Annotated in this window: 21 protein-coding genes; 8 read left to right on the top strand and 13 right to left on the bottom strand. The window is 62.2% G+C overall.

Features of this window, described 5'->3' with window-relative positions:
- Window positions 1-49 precede the first annotated feature (49 nt).
- From AAFP32_RS11235 to AAFP32_RS11250, 4 genes are all read left to right on the top strand, one after another.
- Complete coding sequence (locus AAFP32_RS11235; RefSeq protein ID WP_350269211.1) at window positions 50-1,858, top strand: ABC transporter ATP-binding protein; 1,809 nt, start codon at window positions 50-52, stop codon at window positions 1,856-1,858.
- The gene (locus AAFP32_RS11240; protein WP_350269212.1) at window positions 1,855-3,693 is read left to right on the top strand and encodes an ABC transporter ATP-binding protein; all 1,839 of its coding nucleotides are present in this window, start codon (window positions 1,855-1,857) and stop codon (window positions 3,691-3,693) included. The genes AAFP32_RS11235 and AAFP32_RS11240 overlap by 4 nt, the downstream gene beginning before the upstream one ends.
- Window positions 3,694-3,861: 168 nt before the next feature.
- Window positions 3,862-4,107, top strand: a complete 246-nt coding sequence (locus AAFP32_RS11245; RefSeq protein WP_101619642.1) for a hypothetical protein — start codon at window positions 3,862-3,864, stop codon at window positions 4,105-4,107.
- Window positions 4,108-4,167: 60 nt separating this feature from the next.
- Window positions 4,168-4,590: a hypothetical protein gene (locus AAFP32_RS11250; RefSeq protein ID WP_350269213.1), complete on the top strand. Its 423-nt coding sequence runs from the start codon at window positions 4,168-4,170 to the stop codon at window positions 4,588-4,590.
- A 407-nt stretch (window positions 4,591-4,997) separates the two neighbouring features.
- On the opposite strand, the gene AAFP32_RS11255 is transcribed toward AAFP32_RS11250, so the two are convergent.
- Complete coding sequence (locus AAFP32_RS11255; protein WP_350269214.1) at window positions 4,998-5,378, bottom strand: hypothetical protein; 381 nt, start codon at window positions 5,376-5,378, stop codon at window positions 4,998-5,000.
- Between the two features lie 55 nt (window positions 5,379-5,433).
- On the opposite strand from AAFP32_RS11255, the gene AAFP32_RS11260 reads away from it, so the two are divergent.
- Both AAFP32_RS11260 and AAFP32_RS11265 read left to right on the top strand, forming a co-directional pair.
- Window positions 5,434-5,952 carry an adenine phosphoribosyltransferase gene (locus AAFP32_RS11260; RefSeq protein ID WP_101619640.1) on the top strand — a complete coding sequence of 173 codons (519 nt, stop codon included), beginning with the start codon at window positions 5,434-5,436 and terminating at the stop codon, window positions 5,950-5,952.
- A gap of 236 nt (window positions 5,953-6,188) precedes the next feature.
- Complete coding sequence (locus tag AAFP32_RS11265; RefSeq protein WP_350269215.1) at window positions 6,189-7,010, top strand: aldo/keto reductase; 822 nt, start codon at window positions 6,189-6,191, stop codon at window positions 7,008-7,010.
- Between the two features lie 92 nt (window positions 7,011-7,102).
- Here the strand turns inward: AAFP32_RS11265 and AAFP32_RS11270 are convergent, their stop codons facing one another.
- Complete coding sequence (locus AAFP32_RS11270) at window positions 7,103-8,044, bottom strand: D-2-hydroxyacid dehydrogenase family protein (RefSeq protein ID WP_350269216.1); 942 nt, start codon at window positions 8,042-8,044, stop codon at window positions 7,103-7,105.
- A gap of 104 nt (window positions 8,045-8,148) precedes the next feature.
- On the opposite strand from AAFP32_RS11270, the gene AAFP32_RS11275 reads away from it, so the two are divergent.
- Window positions 8,149-8,712, top strand: a complete 564-nt coding sequence (locus AAFP32_RS11275; RefSeq protein ID WP_350269217.1) for a hypothetical protein — start codon at window positions 8,149-8,151, stop codon at window positions 8,710-8,712.
- A gap of 140 nt (window positions 8,713-8,852) precedes the next feature.
- Here the strand turns inward: AAFP32_RS11275 and AAFP32_RS11280 are convergent, their stop codons facing one another.
- The 11 genes from AAFP32_RS11280 to cysK form a co-directional block, all read right to left on the bottom strand.
- A complete protein-coding gene (locus AAFP32_RS11280; protein ID WP_350269218.1) occupies window positions 8,853-10,550 on the bottom strand; it encodes an ABC transporter family substrate-binding protein in 1,698 nt (565 codons plus the stop codon).
- A gap of 60 nt (window positions 10,551-10,610) precedes the next feature.
- The gene (locus tag AAFP32_RS11285) at window positions 10,611-12,716 is read right to left on the bottom strand and encodes an ABC transporter ATP-binding protein (protein ID WP_350269219.1); all 2,106 of its coding nucleotides are present in this window, start codon (window positions 12,714-12,716) and stop codon (window positions 10,611-10,613) included.
- On the bottom strand, window positions 12,709-13,626 hold the full coding sequence (locus AAFP32_RS11290) for an ABC transporter permease (RefSeq protein ID WP_350269220.1): 918 nt from the start codon (window positions 13,624-13,626) through the stop codon (window positions 12,709-12,711). The genes AAFP32_RS11285 and AAFP32_RS11290 overlap by 8 nt, the downstream gene beginning before the upstream one ends.
- A gap of 1 nt (window position 13,627) precedes the next feature.
- A complete protein-coding gene (locus AAFP32_RS11295) occupies window positions 13,628-14,611 on the bottom strand; it encodes an ABC transporter permease (RefSeq protein ID WP_009882647.1) in 984 nt (327 codons plus the stop codon).
- Window positions 14,612-15,069: 458 nt separating this feature from the next.
- Window positions 15,070-16,782 (bottom strand): dihydroxy-acid dehydratase, encoded by a 1,713-nt coding sequence (gene ilvD / locus AAFP32_RS11300; protein ID WP_350269221.1) that lies wholly within the window; start codon window positions 16,780-16,782, stop codon window positions 15,070-15,072.
- Between the two features lie 112 nt (window positions 16,783-16,894).
- Window positions 16,895-17,842 carry a 2-hydroxyacid dehydrogenase gene (locus tag AAFP32_RS11305; RefSeq protein ID WP_350269222.1) on the bottom strand — a complete coding sequence of 316 codons (948 nt, stop codon included), beginning with the start codon at window positions 17,840-17,842 and terminating at the stop codon, window positions 16,895-16,897.
- 80 nt (window positions 17,843-17,922) lie between these two features.
- Window positions 17,923-18,387, bottom strand: a complete 465-nt coding sequence (locus AAFP32_RS11310) for a MarR family winged helix-turn-helix transcriptional regulator (RefSeq protein ID WP_350269223.1) — start codon at window positions 18,385-18,387, stop codon at window positions 17,923-17,925.
- 2 nt (window positions 18,388-18,389) lie between these two features.
- Window positions 18,390-19,109 (bottom strand): NAD(P)H-dependent oxidoreductase, encoded by a 720-nt coding sequence (locus AAFP32_RS11315; RefSeq protein WP_350269224.1) that lies wholly within the window; start codon window positions 19,107-19,109, stop codon window positions 18,390-18,392.
- On the bottom strand, window positions 19,106-20,284 hold the full coding sequence (locus AAFP32_RS11320; protein ID WP_350269225.1) for an LLM class flavin-dependent oxidoreductase: 1,179 nt from the start codon (window positions 20,282-20,284) through the stop codon (window positions 19,106-19,108). Before AAFP32_RS11320 ends, AAFP32_RS11315 begins: the two co-directional genes overlap by 4 nt.
- A 265-nt stretch (window positions 20,285-20,549) precedes the next feature.
- Window positions 20,550-21,230 carry a serine O-acetyltransferase gene (cysE, locus tag AAFP32_RS11325; RefSeq protein WP_350269226.1) on the bottom strand — a complete coding sequence of 227 codons (681 nt, stop codon included), beginning with the start codon at window positions 21,228-21,230 and terminating at the stop codon, window positions 20,550-20,552.
- A gap of 135 nt (window positions 21,231-21,365) precedes the next feature.
- Complete coding sequence (cysK, locus tag AAFP32_RS11330) at window positions 21,366-22,292, bottom strand: cysteine synthase A (protein ID WP_350269227.1); 927 nt, start codon at window positions 22,290-22,292, stop codon at window positions 21,366-21,368.
- A gap of 505 nt (window positions 22,293-22,797) precedes the next feature.
- On the opposite strand from cysK, the gene def reads away from it, so the two are divergent.
- Window positions 22,798-23,370, top strand: coding sequence for a peptide deformylase (gene def, locus AAFP32_RS11335; RefSeq protein ID WP_350269228.1), 573 nt, complete (start codon window positions 22,798-22,800; stop codon window positions 23,368-23,370).
- Window positions 23,371-23,392: the final 22 nt, after the last annotated feature.

Consider the following 23,392-nt stretch of genomic DNA (forward strand, 5'->3'; position numbering starts at 1 on the left):
TTGTGCAAGCCATGGACTACGACACGCGCTCCGACTAGGCTCTTGACACGTGCGCCCCCTCCTACGTTTCTGGCCCGATCTGCGTTCTCGCATCGGCGTGTACATCGCTGTACTCGCCCTTACCCTCCTGGCCAACGGCATCCAACTGGTCATCCCCCTGATCACCGGTCACATCATCGACGGCCCCATCGCCCACCGCGATCTGCCGGGACTGTGGCTGCCCGTGTTCGGGGTCCTCCTCATCGGCATCGCCGAGGCGGTGGCACTGTGGGGTCGCAGGCTCCTCGTGGCTCCGGTGGTCGCGCAGTGGGAGATCACCTGGCGCTCCCGTCTCTTCGACCGGCTCCAGTACACCTCGGTGGCCATCCACGATTCTTGGGAGTCGGGACAGCTGCTCTCGCGCGCGATCAACGATCTGTCACAGCTGCGCCGCTTCTTCGCCTTCGGGATCCCCTTCCTCGTGGTGACTCCACTCGTAATCATCATCGGCACCATCATCCTCACCGTCCTGCAACCGGTCTTCGGTCTGATCATGCTGATCATGGCCGTACCGACGATTGCGACGGTGACGGTCTTCGAGAAGAGGTACCGCGAGGCTTCCCGGCGCTCCCAGGACACGGTCGGTGAGATCACCACCGAGGTCGAGGAGTCGATTCAGGGGATCAGGATCCTCAAGTCCTTCGGCCGCTCCCCCTGGGCGGCACAGCGGTTCTCCCTCATGTCGCGGAAGTTCCAAGGCCTCGAAGTGCGCAAGGCGAAGCTCGACTCCTGGTTCTGGAGTGTGCTCATCCTCCTGCCCACACTCGCCCAGGCCGCAATCGTGGGCGTCGGCACCTGGGGCGTCGTGCAGGGGTGGACGTCGATCGGCACCGTCGTCGCGGCCGTGACCATCTCGATGGTGATGCGAATGCCGATCGAGATGCTCGGCTTCCTCCTCGCCGATGCCCTCATGGCCCTGACTGCTGCGGCCAGGTATTGGGAGGTCATCGACATCAGGCACGACATCACCGACGCCGACGGTCGGATCGAGGATGCACCCGATGTGGGTCGCTACAGGGGCGAACTGGATTTCGAGGATGTCGACTTCCACTTCGCCGACACCGACCGCGACACCCTGAAGAACCTCAATCTGCACATCGATCCGGGCCAGACCCTGGCCATCGTCGGAGCAACCGGATCGGGCAAGACGACCCTGGCCTCCCTGGTGCCGCGCCTGCAGGACGTCACCGGCGGATCCGTGCGCGTCGATGGCACCGACATTCGCAAGCTGCCCGTCAACGAGGTGCGCAACCTGGTGTCCGTGTCATTCGAGGACCCGATCCTGTTCTCCACCTCGGTGGCCGAGAACGTGAGCATGGGCGCACCCGGGGTCGACGACGACGCGATCTGGCGGGCCCTGGAGATCACGGCCGCGAAGGACTTCGTCGAGCGGCTGCCGGAGGGGCTCGATACGCAGGTCGGCGAGCAGGGGCTGTCCCTGTCCGGTGGACAGCGCCAGCGCCTGGCACTGGCGCGCGCAGTCATCGGTGCGCCCCGCATCCTCGTCCTCGACGACCCTCTGTCTGCGGTCGACGTCGACACCGAGGATCGGGTGCAACGGGCGCTGCGGGAGATCCTGCCCGATTCCACGACGCTGATCATCGCCCACCGCCCGTCCACCTCGGCGTTGGCCGATGCTGTTGCGGTCCTCGACGAGGGACGTATTGTCGCGCTGGGCACCCATGATGAGCTGCTGGGATCCTCACCGCTCTATCGTGAACTCATGGGTGCGGCTGCGACGGCCGGGCACTCATCGTCCGAGCACTCTGCGTCAGAGCATTTCTCGGCCAGGCACACCTCGGAAGGAGGCGCGCTTTGAGCATTCCACGTCTCAATGAGGACGAGGTCGAGGCACTTCCGCCAGACATCGCGATCAAGGCCCGTGCACTTCTGCTCTCATTGATCCGCCCCCATCTTCCGATGGCGATCTTCCTGCTCGTCATCGTCATCCTCACCGCACTGTTCCTCGTCATCGGTCCGATCTTCATCGCCGATGCACTCGACACTGGTGTTCCGAAAGCGATCGAGGGCGATCCGGGACCGCTGATTCGTGCGGTATCGGCCTTCGTCATCTCCGCGATCGCCTCGGCGGTGCTCGCTTTCGCTTCGACGAGGCTGGTCGGCATCACTGCCCAGAAGGTCGTCTACAGTCTCCGCTCCCGCCTGTTCGGACATATCCAGCGTCTCGATCTGGGCTACCACGAGCGGTCGACCTCGGGCCGGCTGGTGTCGCGGCAGACCTCTGACATGGAGTCGGTGCAGCAGTTCCTCACCTACTCTCTCTTCGACACGGCGCTGGCTCTGTTCGAGATGGCGTTCATCGCCGTCACCCTCATCGTCCTCGACGTTCCCCTGGCACTCGTGGTCTTCCTCGGATTCATTCCGCTGTTCTTCATCACGAAATCTGCGCACAGCTCGCAGCGGAATGCCTACCGTCGGACTCGCACCTCGATCGCAAAGGTCATCGTCCACTTCGTCGAGACCATGGGCGGGATCCGTGCGGTTCAGGCCTATCGCCGGCAGCCCGATCGCCGAGGCACGCTCAAGGACGAGGACACACAGTACCGTGACGCCAACACCGATGCCCTGCGCGGCGTCGCCTGGTTCGCGGGCTGGACGCGGCTGGTCGGCAATGTCACTCAGACGGTCATCATCATCGTCGGCGCGTGGCTCGTCATCGAGGGATGGACTCAGATCGGAGTGCTCGCGGCGTTCATCCTCTACCTGCGCCGGTTCTATGGTCCCCTTGATGAACTTGTTCAGTCATTCAACCTCTACCAGTCCGCCTCGGCGGCGCTGGAGAAGATGGCGGCCGTCCTCGACACCGACCCCGAGGTGGTCGCACCGGTGAGTCCGAAGCCCCTGCCCGCACACGCCTCGGACACCGCCTCGGCGGAGGAATCGGCTCAAGCACCCAGCGGGCGCTCGATCGACCTCAACCACGTCCGCTTCTCCTACGGCGACGGCCCTGATGTCCTCCCCAGGTTCGACCTGCGCATCCCAGCCGGCCAGATCGTGGCACTCGTGGGAGCCACGGGCGCGGGCAAATCGACTCTGGTCAAGCTGGTCACCCGCTTCTACGATCCCAGCGAAGGTCGGATCACCATCGACGAGGTGGACCTGCGTGACCTCGACGATGCGCAGCTGCGTAAGAGCGTCGTCATGGTCACCCAGGAGTCGTTCCTGTTCGCGGGCACGATCGCGGACAATATCCGCATCGGCAATCCCGATGCCGAAGATGACGAGGTACTCGCCGCGGCCACGGCCGTCGGCCTGGATCCCTACATCCGCAATCTGCCCGACGGCTACGACACGGATGTGAAGAAACGCGGCGGAGGACTGAGCTCGGGACAGCGTCAGCTCGTGTCCTTCGCCCGCGTGTTCCTAGCCGACCCGGACATCGTCGTCCTCGACGAGGCGACCGCTCACCTCGACATCCCCTCCGAGCGGCTGGTCCAGACGGCTCTGGCGACAGTGCTTGAAGGACGCACCGCAATCATCATCGCCCACCGGCTCTCGACCGTGGAGATCGCCGACCGTGTCCTCGTCATGGACTCCGGGCGCATCATCGAAGACGGCACGCCGGACGAGCTGATCTCAGGGGCGGGCAAGTTCGCCCAGCTGCACAAGGCGTGGCGGGACTCGCTGGTGTGATTGGCAGTTGCTTGCTCTCAGCTACCTCAGCCTGCAAAAGCACACCGCCTGCACTGTGCTTTTGTGGGTTCACGTAGCTGGTGGCCGAGCCATACGTGCCCTTAGGAGTCGAGCCAGCTCGGTGAACTTCTGCTGACGAAATAGATCTTTCCAAAAGATCCTCACCACATGATAGCCAAGCGCTCTCAGCTGCCGCTCACGCTCACGCTCTCTGTCAAAGGCCGCTCTGTGATCACGATCGTCGAGGAAGTACTTGCCTCGTCCGTCGAACTCCACGATGATCATCGCCCCTCGATGCAGGAAATCGACACGGGCTATGAAGCGACCCTGCGCATCGCGGACTTCGACCTGAGACTCGAAATCGAGGATTCCGTTTTCGAAGAACCGAACTGCGACAATCGATTCGGCAGGTGACTCTCTGAGGGGATCCGTCAAGCTGATCGCCTCAGAGACACGATTCTCGTTCCTCACCTCATGGGCAGCTTGCACCACGTCGAAGAGCTGAGCCTTCGACACTTGGCTTCGTCGCAATGCATCGTCGAGCATAGGAACACTCACGTCCAAGCCGTAGTCTCGGGCGACATCGATGAGGGTCCGAGCAAGAGTGGTGACGGCGACATCTCCGATTCTGGCAACATGCTCCGGCGGGAGCGTTCGTCTCCTGACGATCAGATTTGCGTGGCGCCGGCTGATGCCCGGCCGAATCACTTCTACGCGCCCCTCGACCGGCCGAGCGACCTCAAGCGTCCACAGGAGAGCGGCCGAAATATGGGAGAAGACTTCATTTCGCACTCGGCCACCCGCGCTCTGCTGGCGGTCACTCACTCTATCTGCGCGAGCTCTGATGAGAACTTTCAGTCGTTCGAGGACATCGCGAAAATCGTTCTTATTCACTAGAAGATCTGCATCTTCCTGGTCGACAGATTCCCAAACTCGCCGATGCCGTTCGTTGTCACATCTTCGTCGGACAGCGAATCGACCGCGGGCGACGCGTTCCAAGCAACATGCTGCCGCCTTGCGAATATCACGCTCAGAAAGTCCGAGCCTGAGCAACCGAGCAGTGTCGAATACTTGGTACATGCGTCAATATTGCACCTATCGTCATTAAATGACAATAAACTACAACGGATTACTTCACTTCAGATACCCCAACCTGCAAAAGCACACCGCCTGCACTGTGCTTTTGTGGGTTCACGTAGCTGGTGGCTGACGAAGTCTACGACTTGCCCAAGGAGTAACGCGATCAGTCGCGGATGAATGGGACGAATCGATATTGTCCGTGCTGCGTGATGGAGACGTTGTGGTCACCGGATCCGGTGACCACGACACGCAGCATCACGCCCTGCACCGGAATGACCATGACCCAGCGACGCCCGCGCGCGCTCGATGAGCTGACGGTGACGCTCCACACCAGTCACGCGCCCGCGAGGGCCGACGAGGACACCGAGGAGAGCGGACGTCCATCCCGAACCGGAACCCAGATCGAGAACGCGGTCACCCGGTCGTGGGCCAAGGAGCTTGAGCATATCGGCGACCGTGCTCGGCTGAGAATGCATCTGTCCATCGCCGATCTGCAGCGCCACATTGCTGGAGGCGAAGCGTCGTTCATCCTCAGGCAGGAACAATTCGCGAGGCACCTGGGCGAAGGCCTCGGCGAGTGACTCAGGCTGTCGATCGGTTCCCATGGAGTCCTCCATTCCGGTGTCCACTACGATACGGCCCACCGAGTATCGTTGGCCCGTGACGAATACAGATCTCCACCGCGCGAAGACCCTCATCGCTTCGATTCCCGACTATCCGGAGCCAGGGGTGAACTTCCGTGACATCTCTCCCCTGCTTGCAGATGGTGCCGCCATGCGTGCCGTCACCGAGGCGCTCATCGCACCGTTCGAGGGACAGTTCGACATCGTCGGCGGTCTCGAGGCTCGGGGTTTCCTCTTCGCCGGAACGATCGCGGCGATGACCGGCGTGGGCATTCTGCCGATTCGCAAGGCCGGCAAGCTTCCCAGACCGGCGGCAGCAGTGTCGTACTCGCTCGAGTACGGGACGGCCACGATCGAAGGCCCAGACGTTCTGAAAGAGGGCGAGCGCGTTCTGCTCGTCGATGACATCCTGGCCACAGGTGGGACGCTCACTGCTGCTCAGGCGCTCGTAAAGGAACTCGGCGCCGATGTGATCGGGTCGGCAGTCGTCCTCGAGCTCGAAGCGCTCGACGGCCGCTCGCTGACCGGGGATGTGCACACAGTCTTCACCGACTGACGGTTCCACAGACTGACGGCTCCGCCGGCCACCCTGAGCTCCCACACCGAGGCGGCTCAATCCTCGGTCTCACTCTTCGACAGAGCGCCCGAGACTCGGATCACGCCGGTCAGATCCGGCTGTCAGGAATGCACAGGCACCTTCACGGCGTTATAAGCTCGCAGAGGCACCGCCACCGCGGCGCCCGCCAGACCGCAGAACGACAGACCATCAAACCCGTGACGAAAGGCGGCACCTTGACGGTTCCCACACTCAAACTCAACGACGGCAAGACCATCCCGCAGCTGGGCTTCGGCGTCTTCAAGGTCGATCCCGAGGAGACCGAGCGCATCGTCACCGACGCTCTCGAGGTCGGCTACCGCCACATCGACACAGCCGCTGTCTATGGCAATGAGGAAGGTGTCGGCCGCGCGATCGCGAACTCCGGCATCGCCCGCGATGAACTCTTCGTGACCACCAAGCTGTGGAACGACCGTCACGGTGCCGAGGAATCGAAGCGCGCCCTGGGCGAGAGCCTCGAGAAGCTCGGCCTCGACCACGTCGACCTCTACCTCATCCACTGGCCGACACCGGAGAACAACAACTCGGTCGAGACCTGGGAAGCTTTCCCCTCCTACCGCGAGCAGGGTCTGACCACCTCGATCGGCGTGTCGAACTTCGACCACCGCTACCTGCCCCAGATCCTCGACACAGGGATCATCCCGACCGTCGACCAGATCGAATGCCACCCGCAGTTCCAGCAGATCGAGACCCGTCCGCTGCTGGCCGAGCACGACATCAAGGTCGAGGCCTGGGGACCGCTGGGACAGGGCAAGGTCGACTACGCAGACACCGTCATCGGCGAGATCGCGTCGGCCCATGGCAAGTCCTGGGCGCAGACCATCATCCGTTGGCACCTGCAGCGCGGACATGTCGTCTTCCCGAAGTCGAACAACCGTGACCGCATGGCCCAGAACTTCGATGTCTTCGACTTCGAACTCACCGCCGCCGAGGTGGCCTCCATCGATTCGCTGGAGAACGGCGGTCGCGTCTCCGGTGACCCGGCCGATGTGAACTGAAGTTCTGACCTGACGTTGATCGTTCAAGGCCCGTCGCGGAGCATCTTTGCTCCCGGCGGGCCTTGTCGTTTTCTCTGGCGGGCCTTTTCGCGTCAGGTGAGCTGACGAACCGGCTCCCCCGCCATCCACGCGGCAATGTCCTCGACTGCCTGAGTGAAGAAGATTCGGTACGTGTCATCGGTGACGTAGCCCAGGTGCGGGGTCAGCACGGTCCTCGGAGTGCTGCGCAGAGGGTGGTCGGCCGGCAGCGGTTCGGTGTCATACACGTCGACCCCCGCGCCGCGAATACGACCTTCTGCCAGTGCGTCTTGCAGTGCTTCCATGTCAACGAGGCCCGCCCGCGAGGTGTTGATGAAGATGCTCGTCGGCTTCATCAGCGCCAGCTCCTCGGCAGAGACGAGCCTGCGGCTGCGCTCGCTGAGCTTGTAGTGCAGGGTCACCACATCGGAGGTGGCGAAGAGCTCCTCCTTACTCACAGCATGTGCCCCGACATCGGCTGCACGCGCCGCATCCAGGTTCTGGCTCCAGGCCACGACGTCCATGCCGAAGGCGGCACCGACACGAGCGACCTGGCTGCCCAGCCTGCCCAGTCCGATGACGCCGAGCCTGTGCCCGAAGAGGTCACCGCCCACGGTGGACTGCCAGCCGCCGGAATGCATCGCGGCATCTTCGGCTGGGATGCTGCGCAGAACGGAGAGGATGAGCCCCCAGGTCAGCTCCGGAGTCGCCGAGGCGGTCGACTCGGTCCCGCAGACTGTGATCCCCTGCGCTCGTGCAGCGTCCAGATCGATCGAGGCGTTGACCCTGCCCGTGGTCACCAGCAGCCGCAGGTCTCGCAGCCGCGACAAACGCTCAGCGGAGAAGAGGGTGCGCTCACGCATGGCGACGACAATCTCGGCGCCGGCCACTGTCTGCACCAGATCCGCGGTGTCGAGGATCGGACGGGAGACGAATTCGACCTGCGCCCCAAGCGCCTGCCAATTCGCATAGTCTGCCGCCACATTCTGGTAGTCATCGAGCACAACGATGTGCATGCCTGTCCTTCCATCCTCGGTGCTTTGGTCGGGAGCAGAGCACCGAAGCCGCACGAGTCCGGAGCGGTCCCTGTCTTTCATCGTATAGCCGATAGGCTAAGACGGTGAGCGCACCGATCATCCTCAGACAACGCAGCGGCCCCATCATCACCATCATCGTTTGGGCGTTCCTCGCACTGCTTCTCATCGATGCGATCATGCGCGGCTCCTGGGACACCGTCGGAGCGTTCCTCCCACCGCTGGCACTGGTGGGTTGGCTGGTCTTCATCCTTTTGTGGCGCCCCGCTGTCATCGTCGGGTCCGAGCAGGTCGTGATCCGCGAGATCCTGCGCACCACCACAGTGCCCTTCTCCGACATCACCGACATCAGGCTGAGCACGGTCGTCTCCATCTCGGCGATCGCACCGAACGGGGCTGCACGCACATACCGTCCGTGGAATGCGCCCGGGATGCCGCGCCGCAAAGTCGACTCGGGGCTTACCGGTGGCACACGACCGGAGTCGGTCGACAACCACCCTGCCTTCGAACTGCTCCGACGCTGGGAGAATCAGCATCAGGACTCGACCACCGCAACCAACACCACCGGCACCACCACAACGGTGTGGAACCTCGGCGTCGTGGGCGTGACTCTCGTCCTCATACTGCTCGACATCTTCAGCCGCCTGTAGCGCTGAAGCGGTCTCGAGAACCAAGGCGGCCTGAGGGCACAAGAAGAGCCGGCCCCGTGGGAGAACGTGAGTCCACGGGGCCGGCGACTGAGGGTGATCGTGGCGATCACATCTTTCGGATCAGACGAGGAGTCTCAGGGTCACTTCTTGAACCCGATGCTCGTCCAATCGGGAGTTTCGAGCTGACGCGGCCCGAGATTCACAATGTCGTCCTTGACGCCCCAGACATACGGGGTCGGGTAGAACGGGATCAGGGGCTTGAGTTTCAGCACTTCGGCATCGCCCTCGTTTGCCAGCTTCTTGGCTTCCTCCTGGTCCAGTGTCGCCGAGGCGGCCTTGAACTTCTCACCGATCGCGTCGCTGGAGATCTTCGAGTGGTTCTGCTCGGAATCGGCCGGGTAGAACAGATTCGAACCCGAGGAGATCGGGAAGGCTGTGCCCTGCCAGGTGAACGTAGCCATGTCGAAGTTGCCGTTGAGCACGTGATCGGCGAAGTACGCGGCCACCGGGACGGTCTCGAGTTTGATCTTGAAGCCGATCTCGTTGAGGTCCTTCATCACCTGCTCCGCGCGCTGGGCATTCGAAGCCGTGTCGGCGGGAACGACGATGTTGAACTTCAGCTTCTCACCGTCCTTCTCACGGATTCCATCGTCTCCCTCGGCCCAGCCTGCGTCGTCGAGGATCTTCTTTGCCGCTTCCGGATCAAAATCCAGGCTTCCGTCCGCATTGTCCTGATATCCGTCCTGGCCCGGCATGAAGGTGACGTTGTTGACCAGTGTCACCGGTGCTTCGACAGGCCCGATGGCTGCCTGGGCGATGGCCTCACGATTGATGGCGTGACCGATCGCGTCGCGGACCTCCTGCTCCTTGAGCGCGCCCTTCTCCGCATTCAGGGTCACGTGAGTCCACTGCATGCCCTGCGCCTTGAAGATTTCGCCGTCTTCGCGCTTTCCGGCCGTCTCATATGAGTCACCGTCGGTGCCGATGTCGACGAGGTCGATCTCCTTGTTCGCATAGGCCTGGGCCTGCTGCGCCTGGGAGACGACCTTGAAGATGACCTTGTCCAGTTTGGGTTCCTGGCCCCACCATTTGTCGTTCTTGACCATGGTGATGACGCCGGCCTTGTTGTCGACCTTGTCAGCCTTGAACGGTCCGTTCGAGGGCAGCACGTCTTTGACGTAGTCCTTGTTGAACGTTTTGGGGTCTTCTGCGATCTCATTGGGCACGAAGGCGCCGATGTAGTTGGGCCAGTCGATGTTGGGAGTCTTGAACGTCACCTCGACGTCGTACTTGTCGTCACCGGACTTGATGCTCTCGATGTCCTCGTAGCCCTTGGTCGAGGCGACCTCGAATTTCTTGTTCTCACCACTCTGCGTCTTCCAGAATGCCTTGTAGTCCTCGACGTCGATCGGGGTGCCGTCTTCCCAGACAGCGTCTTCGTTGAGCTTGACGTCGATGACGAGCGGATCTTCGCTGGCGATCTCCACGCTCTCGGCGTAGTTCTTATCGACTTCCCAGCTGCCATCGTCCTTGATCTTGATCGGCCCACCCAGTGAGGTGCCGTAGAGATTGTTGTTGTCCACGTGCGCGCCGTCAGCGTGGTAATAGTTGAGGCTGGCCGGGATCTCGGTCATCGGATAGGTGAGCGTTCCGCCATCGGCGATCTCATCGTAGCCGGCCTTCTGGTAGTCAACGGACGGCAAGCCTGAGATCTCCTCGTTCGCCTTGTCGCTGTCGACTCCTTTGGAGTCCTTGTTGTCCTGTTGGCAACCGGAGAGGGCCAGCCCCAATGCCGCAGTCGCAGCGACAACCACTGTCGCTTTGTTTCTCATCTTCATGAGTTCCTCTTTCCTGTTCTCTGTGTGGTGATCGATGGATGAGTACTGTGTCGGGTTCGTTCAGTCCGAGTGGTCGAGCTCATGGATCCGTTCAGCGAAGTGACAGGCCACCAGGTTCGCCTCCGCCCGCCGAGGCTGGGGATCCTCGTGTGTGCATCTGTCCTGCTCGCTCTCGGGCAACAGCGCGAAGAGCGGGCACCGAGTGCGGAAATTGCACCCGGAGATCTCGTCGGTCGGGCTCGGAAGGTCGCCGGACAGGAGCACTCGCTCACGCGATCGTTCGACCACCGGGTCGGGCACCGGAATCGCCGACATCAACGCTCGAGTGTAGGGATGCTGCGGATTGTCGTAGAGATCTTCGGAGGCGCCGAATTCGACGATCCGGCCCAGGTACATCACCGCAACGTGATCGGCGATCTGCCTCACGACTGCCAGGTCATGGGCGACGAAGAGGTAGGACAGCCCGAGTGAGTCGCGCAGGTCCTCGAGCAGGTTGATGACACCGGCCTGTACGGACACGTCGAGGGCCGAAACCGGTTCGTCGAGGACGAGCAGCTTCGGGTTGGTCACGAGCGCCCGGGCGATGCCGATGCGCTGACGTTGCCCGCCTGAGAACTCGTGCGGATACCGATCGGCCATGTTCGCGTCGAGGCCCACCAGTTCGAGCATCTCGGCGACGGTGTCAGTGCGCTGTTTGGCCGGGACCTTGTGGACTGTCAGCGGTTCCGCGATCACCTCGCCGACCGGCAACCGCGGGTCGATCGCGGCCATCGGATCCTGGAACACGACCTGGACGTCCTTGCGCATGGCCAAACGATCGCGCTTGGACAGCTCGGACACGTCGACTCCATTGATGACGATCTTGCCCTTCTGGGGCGCCACCATCTCGAGAACCTCACCAATGCTCGTAGACTTGCCGCAGCCTGACTCTCCGACCAGGCCGAGGGTTTGTCCCTCCCTGATCTCCAGGTCGATGCCGTCGACGGCTCTGACGGTGCCGATCTGCCGTTTGAAAACGGCTCCTTTGAGCAGCGGGAAGTGCTTCTGCAGCCCGGTGATCTCGAGGACCCGTTCGGCTTCATCGTTCTTCACTCGCTTCTCAACAGGTTCTGGCCGCGGGAAGATGGTGCCGGCGGACAGCTTCCCCGAGGCGATCTCATCGGCCCTGTGGCATGCAGCGGCGACGCCGGGCGTGCCATGAACGATGAGCTCAGGCTCGACTTCACGGCATTTGTCGAGGGCGATCGGGCAGCGCGGAGCGAAGGGACACCCCGGGACCATGTTCGACAGTGATGGCGGTTTGCCCTCCAACGGAACGAGTCGCTGGGTTCCGGCTGTCGCCAGGTTCGGCACCGAGCGCAGCAGCCCGGTCGTGTAGGGCATCTGCGGGCGGGCGAAGACCTGTTCGACCGGCCCGGTCTCCACCAGGCGACCGGCATACATCACCGCGATGCGGTCCGCGTTGCCCGCAACCACACCGAGGTCGTGGGTGATGAGCACGATCGCAGCGCCTGTGATCTCACGCGCCTTCTGCAGGACCTCGAGGATCTGGGCCTGGATCGTGACGTCGAGCGCGGTGGTCGGCTCATCGGCGATGATGAGGTCCGGATCGTTGGCGATGGCGATCGCGATCATTGCTCGTTGGCGCATACCTCCGGAGAACTCGTGGGGGTATGCCCTGACCCGACGTTCGGGCCCCGGGATACCGACGACGCGCAGCAGCTCGATCGCTCTGCTGTGTGCAGCATCCTTCGACAGCGTTGGATCGTGGAGGAGCAGACCCTCTGAGATCTGTTCGCCGATCGAGTAGACCGGGGTGAGCGCCGATAGCGGGTCTTGGAACACCATGGCGATCTCGGAACCGCGCAACTCCGACATTGCGTGGTCGTCCATGTCCAGCAGGGAGCGTCCGCGGTATCTGATCGAGCCGCCGATGCGGGCTGTGGAGGGAAGCAATCCCATCACGGCCATGGACGAGACTGACTTGCCGGAACCCGATTCGCCGACGATGCCCAGGAACTCACCGGGCATCACCTCGTAGCTGACCCCGCGAACGGCCTTCACATCGCCCTGAGGATTCGGGAACGTGACGCTCAAGCCCCGGACTTCGAGGATCGGAGCCTGCGCAGGTGGATTGGATTGATCGGTGATGAGAGTCTCAGTCACGGTTGACTCCTGAGGTGGGATCGATGGCGTCACGGAGCGCATCGGCCATCAGGCTGATGGCGAACAGCATGAGGACGAGGACGCCTGCGGGAAAGACGAAGAGCCACGGACGGGTCACAGCCGCCCCGGAACCCTCCGCCAGGAGTGTGCCGATGGAGACATCGGGCTTCTGGATTCCGAGGTTGAAGTAGCTCAGCGAAGTTTCGGTCAGGATCGCTGAGACCACGCCCAAAGTGGCATCGACGATGAGGATCGACGCGACGTTCGGAATGATGTGCCGGCTCAGTATCCGTGGAGTGGAGACGCCCATGTACCGCGCCGCCTTGACGAAGTCACGGTCCTTGATCGCCTTCGTCTGGTTTCTCACAACTTGGGCCATGATCATCCACCCGAACAGGGCGAGGAAGACGACGATCGCCATCCACGACAGCTGGCGCAGCATCGGGGCCAGAAGCACGAGGATGAAGAACGCAGGCAGGACGAGGAGCAGGTTGATGAACCACACGATGACGACCTCGATGCGGCCGCCGAAGTATCCGGCTGTCGAACCGATGATCGCGGCTAGGAGGCTCGCTGCGGGCCCGGCGATGATGCCGATGAGCAGAGACTTCTGCAGTCCCGCCACGGTTTGGGCGTAGATGTCCTGGCCGATGGTGTTCGTGCCGAACCAGTGCTGCGGGCTCGGTGCCTCGTTGAGTGCGTGGATGTCCTGGTCAGTCGGCGTATAGATGTTGATCGTGTTGCCGAATATTGCGAACAGGACGAAGAACCCCAGCATGATGCCGCCGACCCAGAAGCGCGGGGTCGAGCGCAGTCGGCCCCAGACCAGGGTCAGACGGGAGGTCGGCTTCGAACGACGAGGCACAACCTCGGTGTCGGCAGTCGTGGAGATCGGAAGATCGGTGGCCATGTTAGATCCTCACTCTCGGGTCGAGGGCAGCGTAGAGGATCTCCGAGAGGGTCGAAGAGATCAGAGTCAGCACTGCGATGAACAGGACGGACCCGGCAGCAGCATTGATATCGGACTGCAGGATCGAGTTGATGGTGAACTCCCCCATGCCGTGCCAGGAGAACACCACCTCGAGCATCGCCGATCCTGCGACCAACGTGCCGAAGGCGTAGGCGAAGTAGGTCGACATCGGGATGAGGGCAACGCGAACACCGTGCTTGACCAAGGCGGTCTTGCGGGTGCGCCCTTTCGATCTCGCGGTGCGGATGAAATCAGAGGCCAGCACATCGAGCATGACCGAGCGCTGATAACGCGAGTAGGTGGCAGCACCCATCATCACCAATGCCAATGTCGGCAACAGCATATGTGAGAGCTGATCGGTGAACCACGGAAAGAAGCCCGGCGGTATGTCCGCCGTGTATTCACCGGAAAAGCGAATCAGGGTTGTGCCGATGAGACCGTTGAAGGCGGTGGCGATGATCATTAGCACCACGCCAATGACAAATGTCGGGGTGGCGATGATCAGATAGGACGCATAAGTCACTGTCTGGTCAGAGGCCTTGTATTGCTTAACCGCGCCCCACACGCCGAGGACGACGCCCAGGATGGCTCCGAGGATGGAACCGATGAGCAGAAGTTTGAGGCTGACCCCTGCCCGGGTCATGATCTCTTGGAAGACCGGATTGTTGTGGACCGTCGTAGAGAAGTCCCCGTGGAGGAAGATCCCCGTCAGCCAGGCCCACGTACGCTCGATGATCGGAACATCCGGATTGGTCCCGTGTCCGTTGAGGATCGACTTGATCGAGGCTTCTGACAGCGGCGGATTCTGGCCCCGATACCGCGCGGCCGGATCCATGAACGCACTGGAGGTGATGTAGGCGGTGACCGTGGCGATGAACGCCAGGATGAAGTAGTTGACGAATCGCCGGAGAACGTATTTTCCCATGCCGGGACCTAAATCGCTGCGACTCGAGAACTTTCGTGATTATTCTCTGACTGATGCATCGGTCCGGGGATGAGGGAATAGATCTCTTTGCGAATCTCGAGGGGTGTGCGAGTCATCTGCGGTCAAAGTTCCTTTGCGTCAAGTGTTGTCAGCTCAGCGACTCTGCGCGGTTCATCCGTGAACCATCACAAACAACTGAACGTAAGTTGTACTGTATCCAGATGTGATCCGCCACACAAAGCACCTTGCTCATTTTCTTTCTCTCCATCCGGTGGTGCCGCAGAATCTCGGGCGACACGCCGTGATTACAGTTGGGTAACAAGGGGTGGTCTTTTGCCTCTTCGGGCACAGAAGAGCCGAGGTGGTGCGGACATTGGTCCGCACCACCTCGGCGATGGATCGCTCCCCGCTATCCGGGGCTCGACTGTGCGATGATCAGATCATCGGGTGTCCCCTGCTCAGAAGCAGACGGCACCGGTGGAGGCCGACTGCACGAGCTTCGCGTACTTCCCGAGCACACCGGTGAGGCGGTGGTTCTCGGGAATCGTCCAGGTCTTGCGACGCTCTTCGAGCACCGACTCGTCGACATGGAGTTCGATCGAGCGGGCCGCGATGTCGACAGTGATCCTGTCCCCGTCCTCGACGAGCGCGATCGGTCCGCCATCGACGGCCTCGGGCGCGACGTGGCCGATGCACAGGCCGGTGGACCCGCCGGAGAAGCGTCCGTCGGTGATGAGCAGGACGTCCTTGCCGATGCCTGCCCCCTTGATCGCTCCGGTGATGGCGAGCATCTCGCGCATGCCCGGGCCGCCCTTGGGCCCCTCATAGCGGATGACGACGACATCGCCCTTCTGCAGCTCATTGTTGAGCACGGCATCCATGGCCGGCTTCTCCTGGTTGAACACCCGTGCAGTGCCTTCGAAGACATCGGCGTCGAAGCCGGCGGACTTCACGACCGCACCCTCGGGCGCCATCGAGCCCTTGAGCACGGTGAGTCCGCCGGTGGCGTGGATCGGGTTGTTCATCGCGCGCAGGATCTTGCCGTCGGGGTCCGGTGGGTTGATCGTCTCGAGGTTTTCGGCCACGGTCTTACCTGTCACCGTCATGCAGTCACCGTTGAGCAGACCCGCGTCGAGCAGGGCCTTCATGATCACGGGCACGCCGCCGATCTTGAACACATCGTTCATCACATACTGGCCGAAGGGCTTGACGTTGCCCAGGTGCGGGACCTTGTCACCGATGCGGTTGAAGTCATCGAGCGAAAGCTCGACGTTGGCTTCATGAGCGATGGCCAGGAGGTGGAGAACCGCGTTGGTCGACCCTCCGAAGGCCATGACCACGGCGATCGCGTTGTGCAGCGATTCGCGGGTGATGATGTCCTTCGTCGTGATTCCCTGACGCAGCAGGTTGACGACAGCATCACCGGATTTGCGCGCGAACATCGTGCGGTCGCGGTGGATGGCAGGAGGTGCGGCCGAGCCGGGCAGGGACATGCCCATGGCTTCGGCGGCCGAGGCCATCGTATTCGCTGTGTACATGCCACCGCAGGCGCCTTCACCCGGGCAGACGGCGCGCTCGATGGAGTCGACGTCTTTTTGGCTGATGGTGCCTGCACGGCAGGCGCCGACTGCTTCGAAGGCGTCGATGAGGGTGACTTCCTTCTCGGTGCCGTCCTCCATCTTCGCAGTACCCGGCATGATCGAGCCGTTGTAGAGGAAGACGCTGGAGAGGCCGAGGCGGGCGGATGCCATGAGCATGCCCGGGATCGACTTGTCACAGCCGGCCATGAGGACGGACCCGTCGAGTCGCTCGGCGCTCATCACGGTCTCGACGGAGTCGGTGATGACCTCGCGTGAGACCAGCGAGTAGTGCATACCCTCGTGGCCCATGGAGATGCCGTCGGAGACGGAGATGGTGCCGAATTCCAGGGGGAAGCCGCCTGATTCGTGGACGCCTTCCTTGGCGGCCGCACCGAGGCGCTGCAGAGACATGTTGCACGGGGTGATCTCGTTCCACGAGGTCGCGATGGCGATCTGCGGCTTGACCCAGTCGTCATCGCCCATGCCGACCGCCCTCAGCATGCCGCGTGCGGCAGTGGCTTCGAGACCGTCGGTGACGTCGCGAGAACGAGGTTTGATGTCCGGGGTGGTGGAGTTCGTATCAATGCTCATGCAGGCACTCTACGCCCGAGTCCATCATGTATATGCCAAGTTCTCGCATGTTGGAACCTGTTGTGAGCAGTTCGTCGCTGACCTCAGAGCAGTTCATCGAGAACTGCTGCGATCACTCCGTCGAGACGAGGTTGAGCGGCGCTTCGCCATCGTTGAGCCGACGGACCTGCTCGGCCAGAATCTGCACCACCCGAGGCTCGAACGCCGAGGTGTCACCTCCCTCATGAGGTGTGATGAGAGTGTTCGGGCTCCCCCACAGCGGATGGTCGACCGGCAGCGGCTCGGGATCCATGACGTCGAGAGCAGCATGGAGGCGGCCGGTGCTCAGCTCGGCAACGAGCGCGTCGGTGTCAACGATCTTGCCTCGAGCGACGTTGACGATAAGGGCGTTGTCGGGCAATCGGGCCAGGAAATCCTTGTCGACGAGCTTGTTCGTTGATTCGGTCAGTGGCGTGATGAGGACGACCACCTCCGTGTGGGGAAGCAGGTTCGGCAGTTCATCGACGCCGTGGATCTGGCCGCGAGCGTCTTCACGTGCCCTCGTCGCGACCCGGGTGAGGTCGACTTCGAAAGGTTCGAATCGATCAGCGATAGCCGACCCGATCTCACCGGCGCCGATGATCATGACGCGGCGGTCCTGCAGGGAGCGATTGCGCTTGTGGTTCCAGATCCTTGCGCTCTGAGCGCGAACGGCATCGTCGATTCCGCGCAGGCTGGCCAGGGTCAGTGTCAGTGCGAGCTCGGCCGTTCCGCCGGTGTGCACGCCCGAGGCGGTCGCCACCTGGATGCCGCGCTCCGGCAGATGCGCGACAGGGTCATAGCCCGTGGTCTGCGTGATGACCAGGCTCAGGTTCGGCAACTCGTCGAGCAGTTCGATGGTCGGTCCCGAATTGAGGTACGGGAGCACGACGACATCGACGTCATCTCGGCTCAGCTTCGCTGACTTCTCGGCATCCGAGTAGACGACCAGGTCGACGTTGGCACGCTGGTGCGCCGGAATCCGGGCGATGACGCGGTTGCGGAGTTCGGAATCTGGAAAGGCAATGGTCTTGATCGACATAGACACATTGTCCCACGAACCAGCTCACTGAGGCAGGGCCATTCCGGCAGACGGAATCCAGCAGCACATTCCGGCAGGGACTAGTCCGGCAGCGCCTTGCCGATCCTTGCGAACACTCTCTCGATGACTTCGAGCTCCTCATCGTCGACATGGGAGAGGAACACCTCGTCGATGTTCTCCCGGTGCTGACGCCCTGCATCGAGGAAGGCCTGTGCCCCAACCTCGGTGAGGCCGACGTTGTGTGCCCGTTTGTCATCCGGGCATTCCGTCTTCGTCACCAGTCCGGCGTCTTCGAGCACCCTGATCCGGTAGGTGAGCCGCGATGGAGAGAACACAAGTTTCCTGGCCAATGCACTCATGGTCAGCGTGTGGGTGGGTTCCTCCCACAGCAACAGGAGCGTGTTGTAGTCACTGACGGTCAGACCCGTCCGATCCTTGAGGCTGCCCTCGAGGTTCTGCCGGATGCGCTGCGAGGTCTCGAAGTACGACCGCCACGACCTCTGCGCGAGCTCGTCACGACCTCGGCCGAGCTTGATCTCGACCATCGTCACCCCTCGAGAAGCTGGGCGAAGGGGGTGATGAGATCGGGATTGAACTCATCATCGATGCTCGGATTCCCGTCTCTGGTACGACGGCCGAACTCACCGGGCGTCGATGTGGAGCCGACCTTGGGGCCGGCTGTGGGGCCGTCCTTGGGATCGGCTGTGGGACCGACATCGACACCGCTGAGGCTCGCCGCCAAACCGATCAGCTCCTCGCTGGCCTGGGTGATCCGGGCCTTGAGGCTGCGGCCGCCCTCGACGCTGCCCCAGTCATCGGTCGCGGCGAAGACCGTCGTCGGCACGACGATGCCCTTGAGGTAGGACAGCATCGGGCGCAGCACGGTCTCACCGGCCAGCGAGTGCCGCGGCGTGCCGCCGGTGGAGCCGACGAGCACGGGTTTGTTCGCCAATGCCTTTTCGTCGATGAGCTGCCAGAACAGGATGTGCAGTCCCACCGGTGCGACCTTGTACACGGGGGCCACGGTGACGATCACGTCCGCCTCGGCGACCTGTGCGAATGTCGCTTCGAGATTTTCCGAACGAAACCCGGTCAGTGCCATATCGGTGAGGTCTGAGCTCAGGTTCCGCACGTTGACGAGGTCGGTCTCCGCGCTCAGACCCGCATCTTGCGCCGCCGAGATGGCGGCTGCGATGATCTTGTTCGACAGTTTCAGTGTGGTCGAGTCCTCGCTCAGCGAGGTCGTGATGCACAGGATTCGCATCATCGATCAGCTCCTTGGGCGTCGTTGTGGTCTGCGGACTTGGCCGCACGGTCGGCATGGGCACGCGATCCGGGACCCCCGCCGGGGATGGGGTCGCGGCCTTCGCGGTGACGCAGGACGAGTGATTCGTGTGTCGGTGCGTCGGGAACATCGGCCGGACGGCCCTTCTTAAATTCCTTCCGCAGGACCGGGACAACCTCTTCGCCGAGGAGATCGAGCTGTTCCAGCACCGTCTTCTGCGGCAGTCCCGCGTGGTCGATGAGGAACAGCTGACGCTGGTAGTCCCCGGCCCAGTCGCGGAAACTCAGGGTGCGTTCGATGACCTGCTGGGGCGATCCGACGGTCAACGGGGTCTGTGCCGAGAAGTCCTCGAGGCTGGGACCGTGACCGTAGACCGGTGCGTTGTCGAAGTACGGACGGAATTCGTTGACAGCGTCACGTGAGTTCTTGCGCATGAAGACCTGACCTCCGAGCCCGACGATCGCCTGGTTCGCTGCTCCGTGTCCGTAGTATTCGTAGCGCTGACGGTAGAGCCTCACCATGCGAGCGGTGTGCGACATCGGCCAGAAGATGTTGTTGTGGAAGAATCCGTCGCCGTAATACGCGGCCTGCTCAGCGATTTCGGGGCTGCGGATCGATCCGTGCCACACGAAAGGTGGGACATCGTCGAGTGGCGTCGGTGTCGCGGTGAAACCATTCAACGGCGTGCGGAACTTGCCTTCCCAGTCGATGTTCTTCTCCCGCCAGAGGCGGTAGAGCAGGTTGTAGTTCTCCACCGCCAGCGGGATGCCCGAGCGGATATCCTTGCCGAACCAGGGATAGACGGGGCCGGTATTGCCCCGTCCCATGATCAGGCTGATGCGCCCGTCGGAGAGATGCTGTGCATACGAGTAGTCCTCGGCGATGCGCACCGGGTCGGTGGTGGTGATCAGCGTGGTGGCAGTAGACAGACGCAGCTTCTGAGTCTGTGCTGCTATGTTCGACAGCAGGACCGGTGGGTTCGCGGGTGCGACGAACGGCGGGTTGTGGTGTTGACCGGTGGCGAAGACGTCGAGGCCAGCCTCTTCGGCCTTCTTGGCGATCTCGACCGTGTTCTTGATCCGCTGATTCTCAGACACCGTGGTCCCGTTGGTGGGATCGCTGGTGATGTCTCCAATGGTGAAGATTCCCAGTTCCATGCCTGCTCCTTCTGCCCGCCGCTCACGAACTTTCCTTGAACTGCAACACTTCAGTTTTGAAGTAATTAGTTGAAAGTTTAACGGACATTGGGCGGAAAGTATTCCCGCGCCTTCTCGTCCAGCACTCCCGAAGGCCATGACAGTGCAATCGCCGGCCCTTCCAAGCCGACGCCCTTCAAAGGGATGTCGACAGGGCAGGCCCGGCGAAGACCGAGTTGACGGATGGAGTTGGTGAGCGAGCGTCCCGGTCAGATCCGAATGACTCTCAGATCCAGATGGCCGGGTCGATCAGTTCGAAGTCGGAGTATTTGGAGCGTGTGTCATCGGCCTCCGACCCGACCCCCTCGGCGCCGGTGGGCTTCTTGTAGGGTCTGACCTTTGCGGGGATTCCGACTGCGCTCGAGTCGGCCGCGACGTCTTTGACGACGACCGCATTCGCCCCGACTGAGGAATTGTCGCCCACGCTGACCGGTCCGAGGATCTTCGCACCGGCCCCCACGAGGACGTGGTTGCCGATGGTCGGGTGGCGCTTCGCCTGTTCCATCGACGTCCCACCCAGGGTGACCTGGTGGTAGAGCATCACATCGTCACCGATCTCCGAGGTCTCACCGATGACGACTCCGTTGGCGTGGTCGATGAAGAAGCGTCGCCCGATCTGCGCACCGGGATGGATCTCGACACCGGTCAGGGTCCTCACCGCCTGTGACATCAGCCTGGCTGGCACCTTGGTGGTCTCGTTCTGCCACAGTCGGTGCAGGCCGCGGTGCGCCCAGATCGCGTGCATACCCGGATAGGAGATCAGCGAGACGAAATCGCTGGTGGCCGCAGGATCGCGCCTGCGAACGGTATCGAGGTCCTCGCGCAGAGTCGTGCGCACCCCAGGTCGGCTCAGCCCATAGGCGGCCGCGCCGATCGCCGCAGTCGCCACAGCCCACAGTGCCTTCATCTCAACAGTCCTTCGTGCTCATGTTTGCTCGTATCAGTTCGTGGTCAAAGCCGTGAGGGCGCCAAACATGTGTTTGACGCCCTCACCGCGGAACCGGCATCTGCCTCAGGCAGCGCTCAGTCGAAGTTCTTCTGCTCAGTCCATGTATTCGGCAAACAGCGGCGTGGAGAGATAGCGCTCACCGAACGAGGCCAAAATAACGACAATCCTCTTCCCCGCATTCTCCGGGCGTGCACCGATCTCCTCCGCAGCATGCAAGGCTGCACCAGACGAGATTCCGACAAGCAGCCCCTCTTCCTTCGCGACCGCTCGAGCGGTGGCAAAGGCGTCATCATTGTCAACGGCGACCACCTCATCGTAGATCTTGGTGTCGAGTACACCAGGAACGAAGTTCGCGCCGAGACCCTGGATGGCATGGGGGCCGGCGTCTCCGCCGGAGAGCAGCGGCGAAGCTGCAGGCTCGACAGCGACGATCTTCACGTCGGGGATTGCCTCACGCAGAGCAGCTCCGGCGCCAGTGATGGTTCCACCAGTTCCGACGCCCGCCACGAAGATATCAACTTGACCGTCGGTGTCGGCAAGAATCTCCGGACCGGTGGTGGAACGGTGAATTTCAGCGTTCGCCTTGTTCTCGAACTGGCGAACCAGGACAGCACCGTCGGCAGCGAATCCTTCCGCCTTCTCAACAGCACCCTTCATACCCAGGGCCTTGTCGGTGAGGACGAGCTCGGCACCGAAGGCGCGCAAGAGTGCGCGACGCTCCTTCGACATGGATTCCGGCATGGTCAGCACGACTTTGTAGCCGCGGGAGGCGCCCACCATCGCCAGCGAGATTCCGGTGTTGCCAGAGGTTGCTTCGACGATCGTTCCACCCGGCTTCAGATCCCCCGAAGCCTCGGCGGCGTCGATCATCGCGACGCCGATGCGATCCTTGACCGAGCTAGCGGGGTTGTAGAACTCAAGCTTGGCGATGATCTCCGCGCCGGAGCGTTCGCTGGCCTTGTTCACACGAATCAGAGGGGTGCGGCCGACCAGTTCGGAAACATTGTTGAAGATGGTCAAGACATGTCCTTTCACGCAAATTTTTTCGCTCGGTGCTGAGGGCTGCGACGAAGAAGTCACACAACCACCAGCCAAAGGCTTCAGCTGCCGATCTCATCTCGTCGACCGAGACGGCCCGACACCATCATAACCATGAGCCATTCCCGGTTGTTCCCAAGATGGTTGCTCAACAATCCATGTTCGCTTCTGGCGAAATACATTGTGATCCCGAGTCATATTCAACAAAGAACCCGAGCCTGACCGTGGCACCAATGGCTCAGGAGGCTCGAACCGCTGAACAATCATGGGTGCGAATGCGCTGTCGTCTCCCGTGACGCTGCAGCTTCGATGCTCGATGCGACGGCTTCGTCCCTGCTGTTGAGGTGCGAATCTGAGACGCCGAGGCGGTCGTGGATCGACTGGTGCTCCGGCAGACTGCCGCGGGTAAGAGCAGGCGGGAAGGAACCCAGGCGAACGGGCTGTTCTCGGACGGAACGCGGTGTCGAAAGCCGATACGATTGTCCTCATGCCTATTCATCCCATCGTCGTCTACGGCGAGCCCGTGCTGCATCAGCGTGCGGAGAAGATCACCGACTTCGACGACGAGCTCGCAACCTTGGTCGCCGATATGCACGAGACCCTCGACGCCAGCAACGGTGTCGGCCTGGCAGCTCCGCAGATCGGCGTAGCGAAGCGCATCTTCGTCTTCAACGCCGAAGATGATGCCGGGGTCCGCAGACGCGGCACTTTCATCAACCCGCTGCTCATCGCCTCGAAGGTCCCCGACACCCGCCCGGATCCCGATGATGAGACCGAAGGGTGCCTCTCGGTGCCCAGCCTCGACTTTCCACTCAAGCGCGCGGACCGTGTCACGGTCAACGGTGTCGATGAGACCGGCCAGTCGGTGTCACTGACCGCCGAAGGATGGTTCGCTCGCATCATGCAGCACGAATACGATCATCTGCAGGGCACGCTCTATGTCGACCGTCTCGACAAGCGCTGGTCGAAGAAGTGGAAGAAGGAGCAAGCCGCCAACGGATACAACGTCCCCGGTCGTTCATGGATGCCGGGTGTCGACCCCGATCCGTTCGGTCACTGAACTCGACGATGCTGAGCTCGAC

The organism is Brevibacterium sp. CBA3109 (genome assembly GCF_040256645.1).
GTDB classification, from domain to species: domain Bacteria; phylum Actinomycetota; class Actinomycetes; order Actinomycetales; family Brevibacteriaceae; genus Brevibacterium; species Brevibacterium koreense.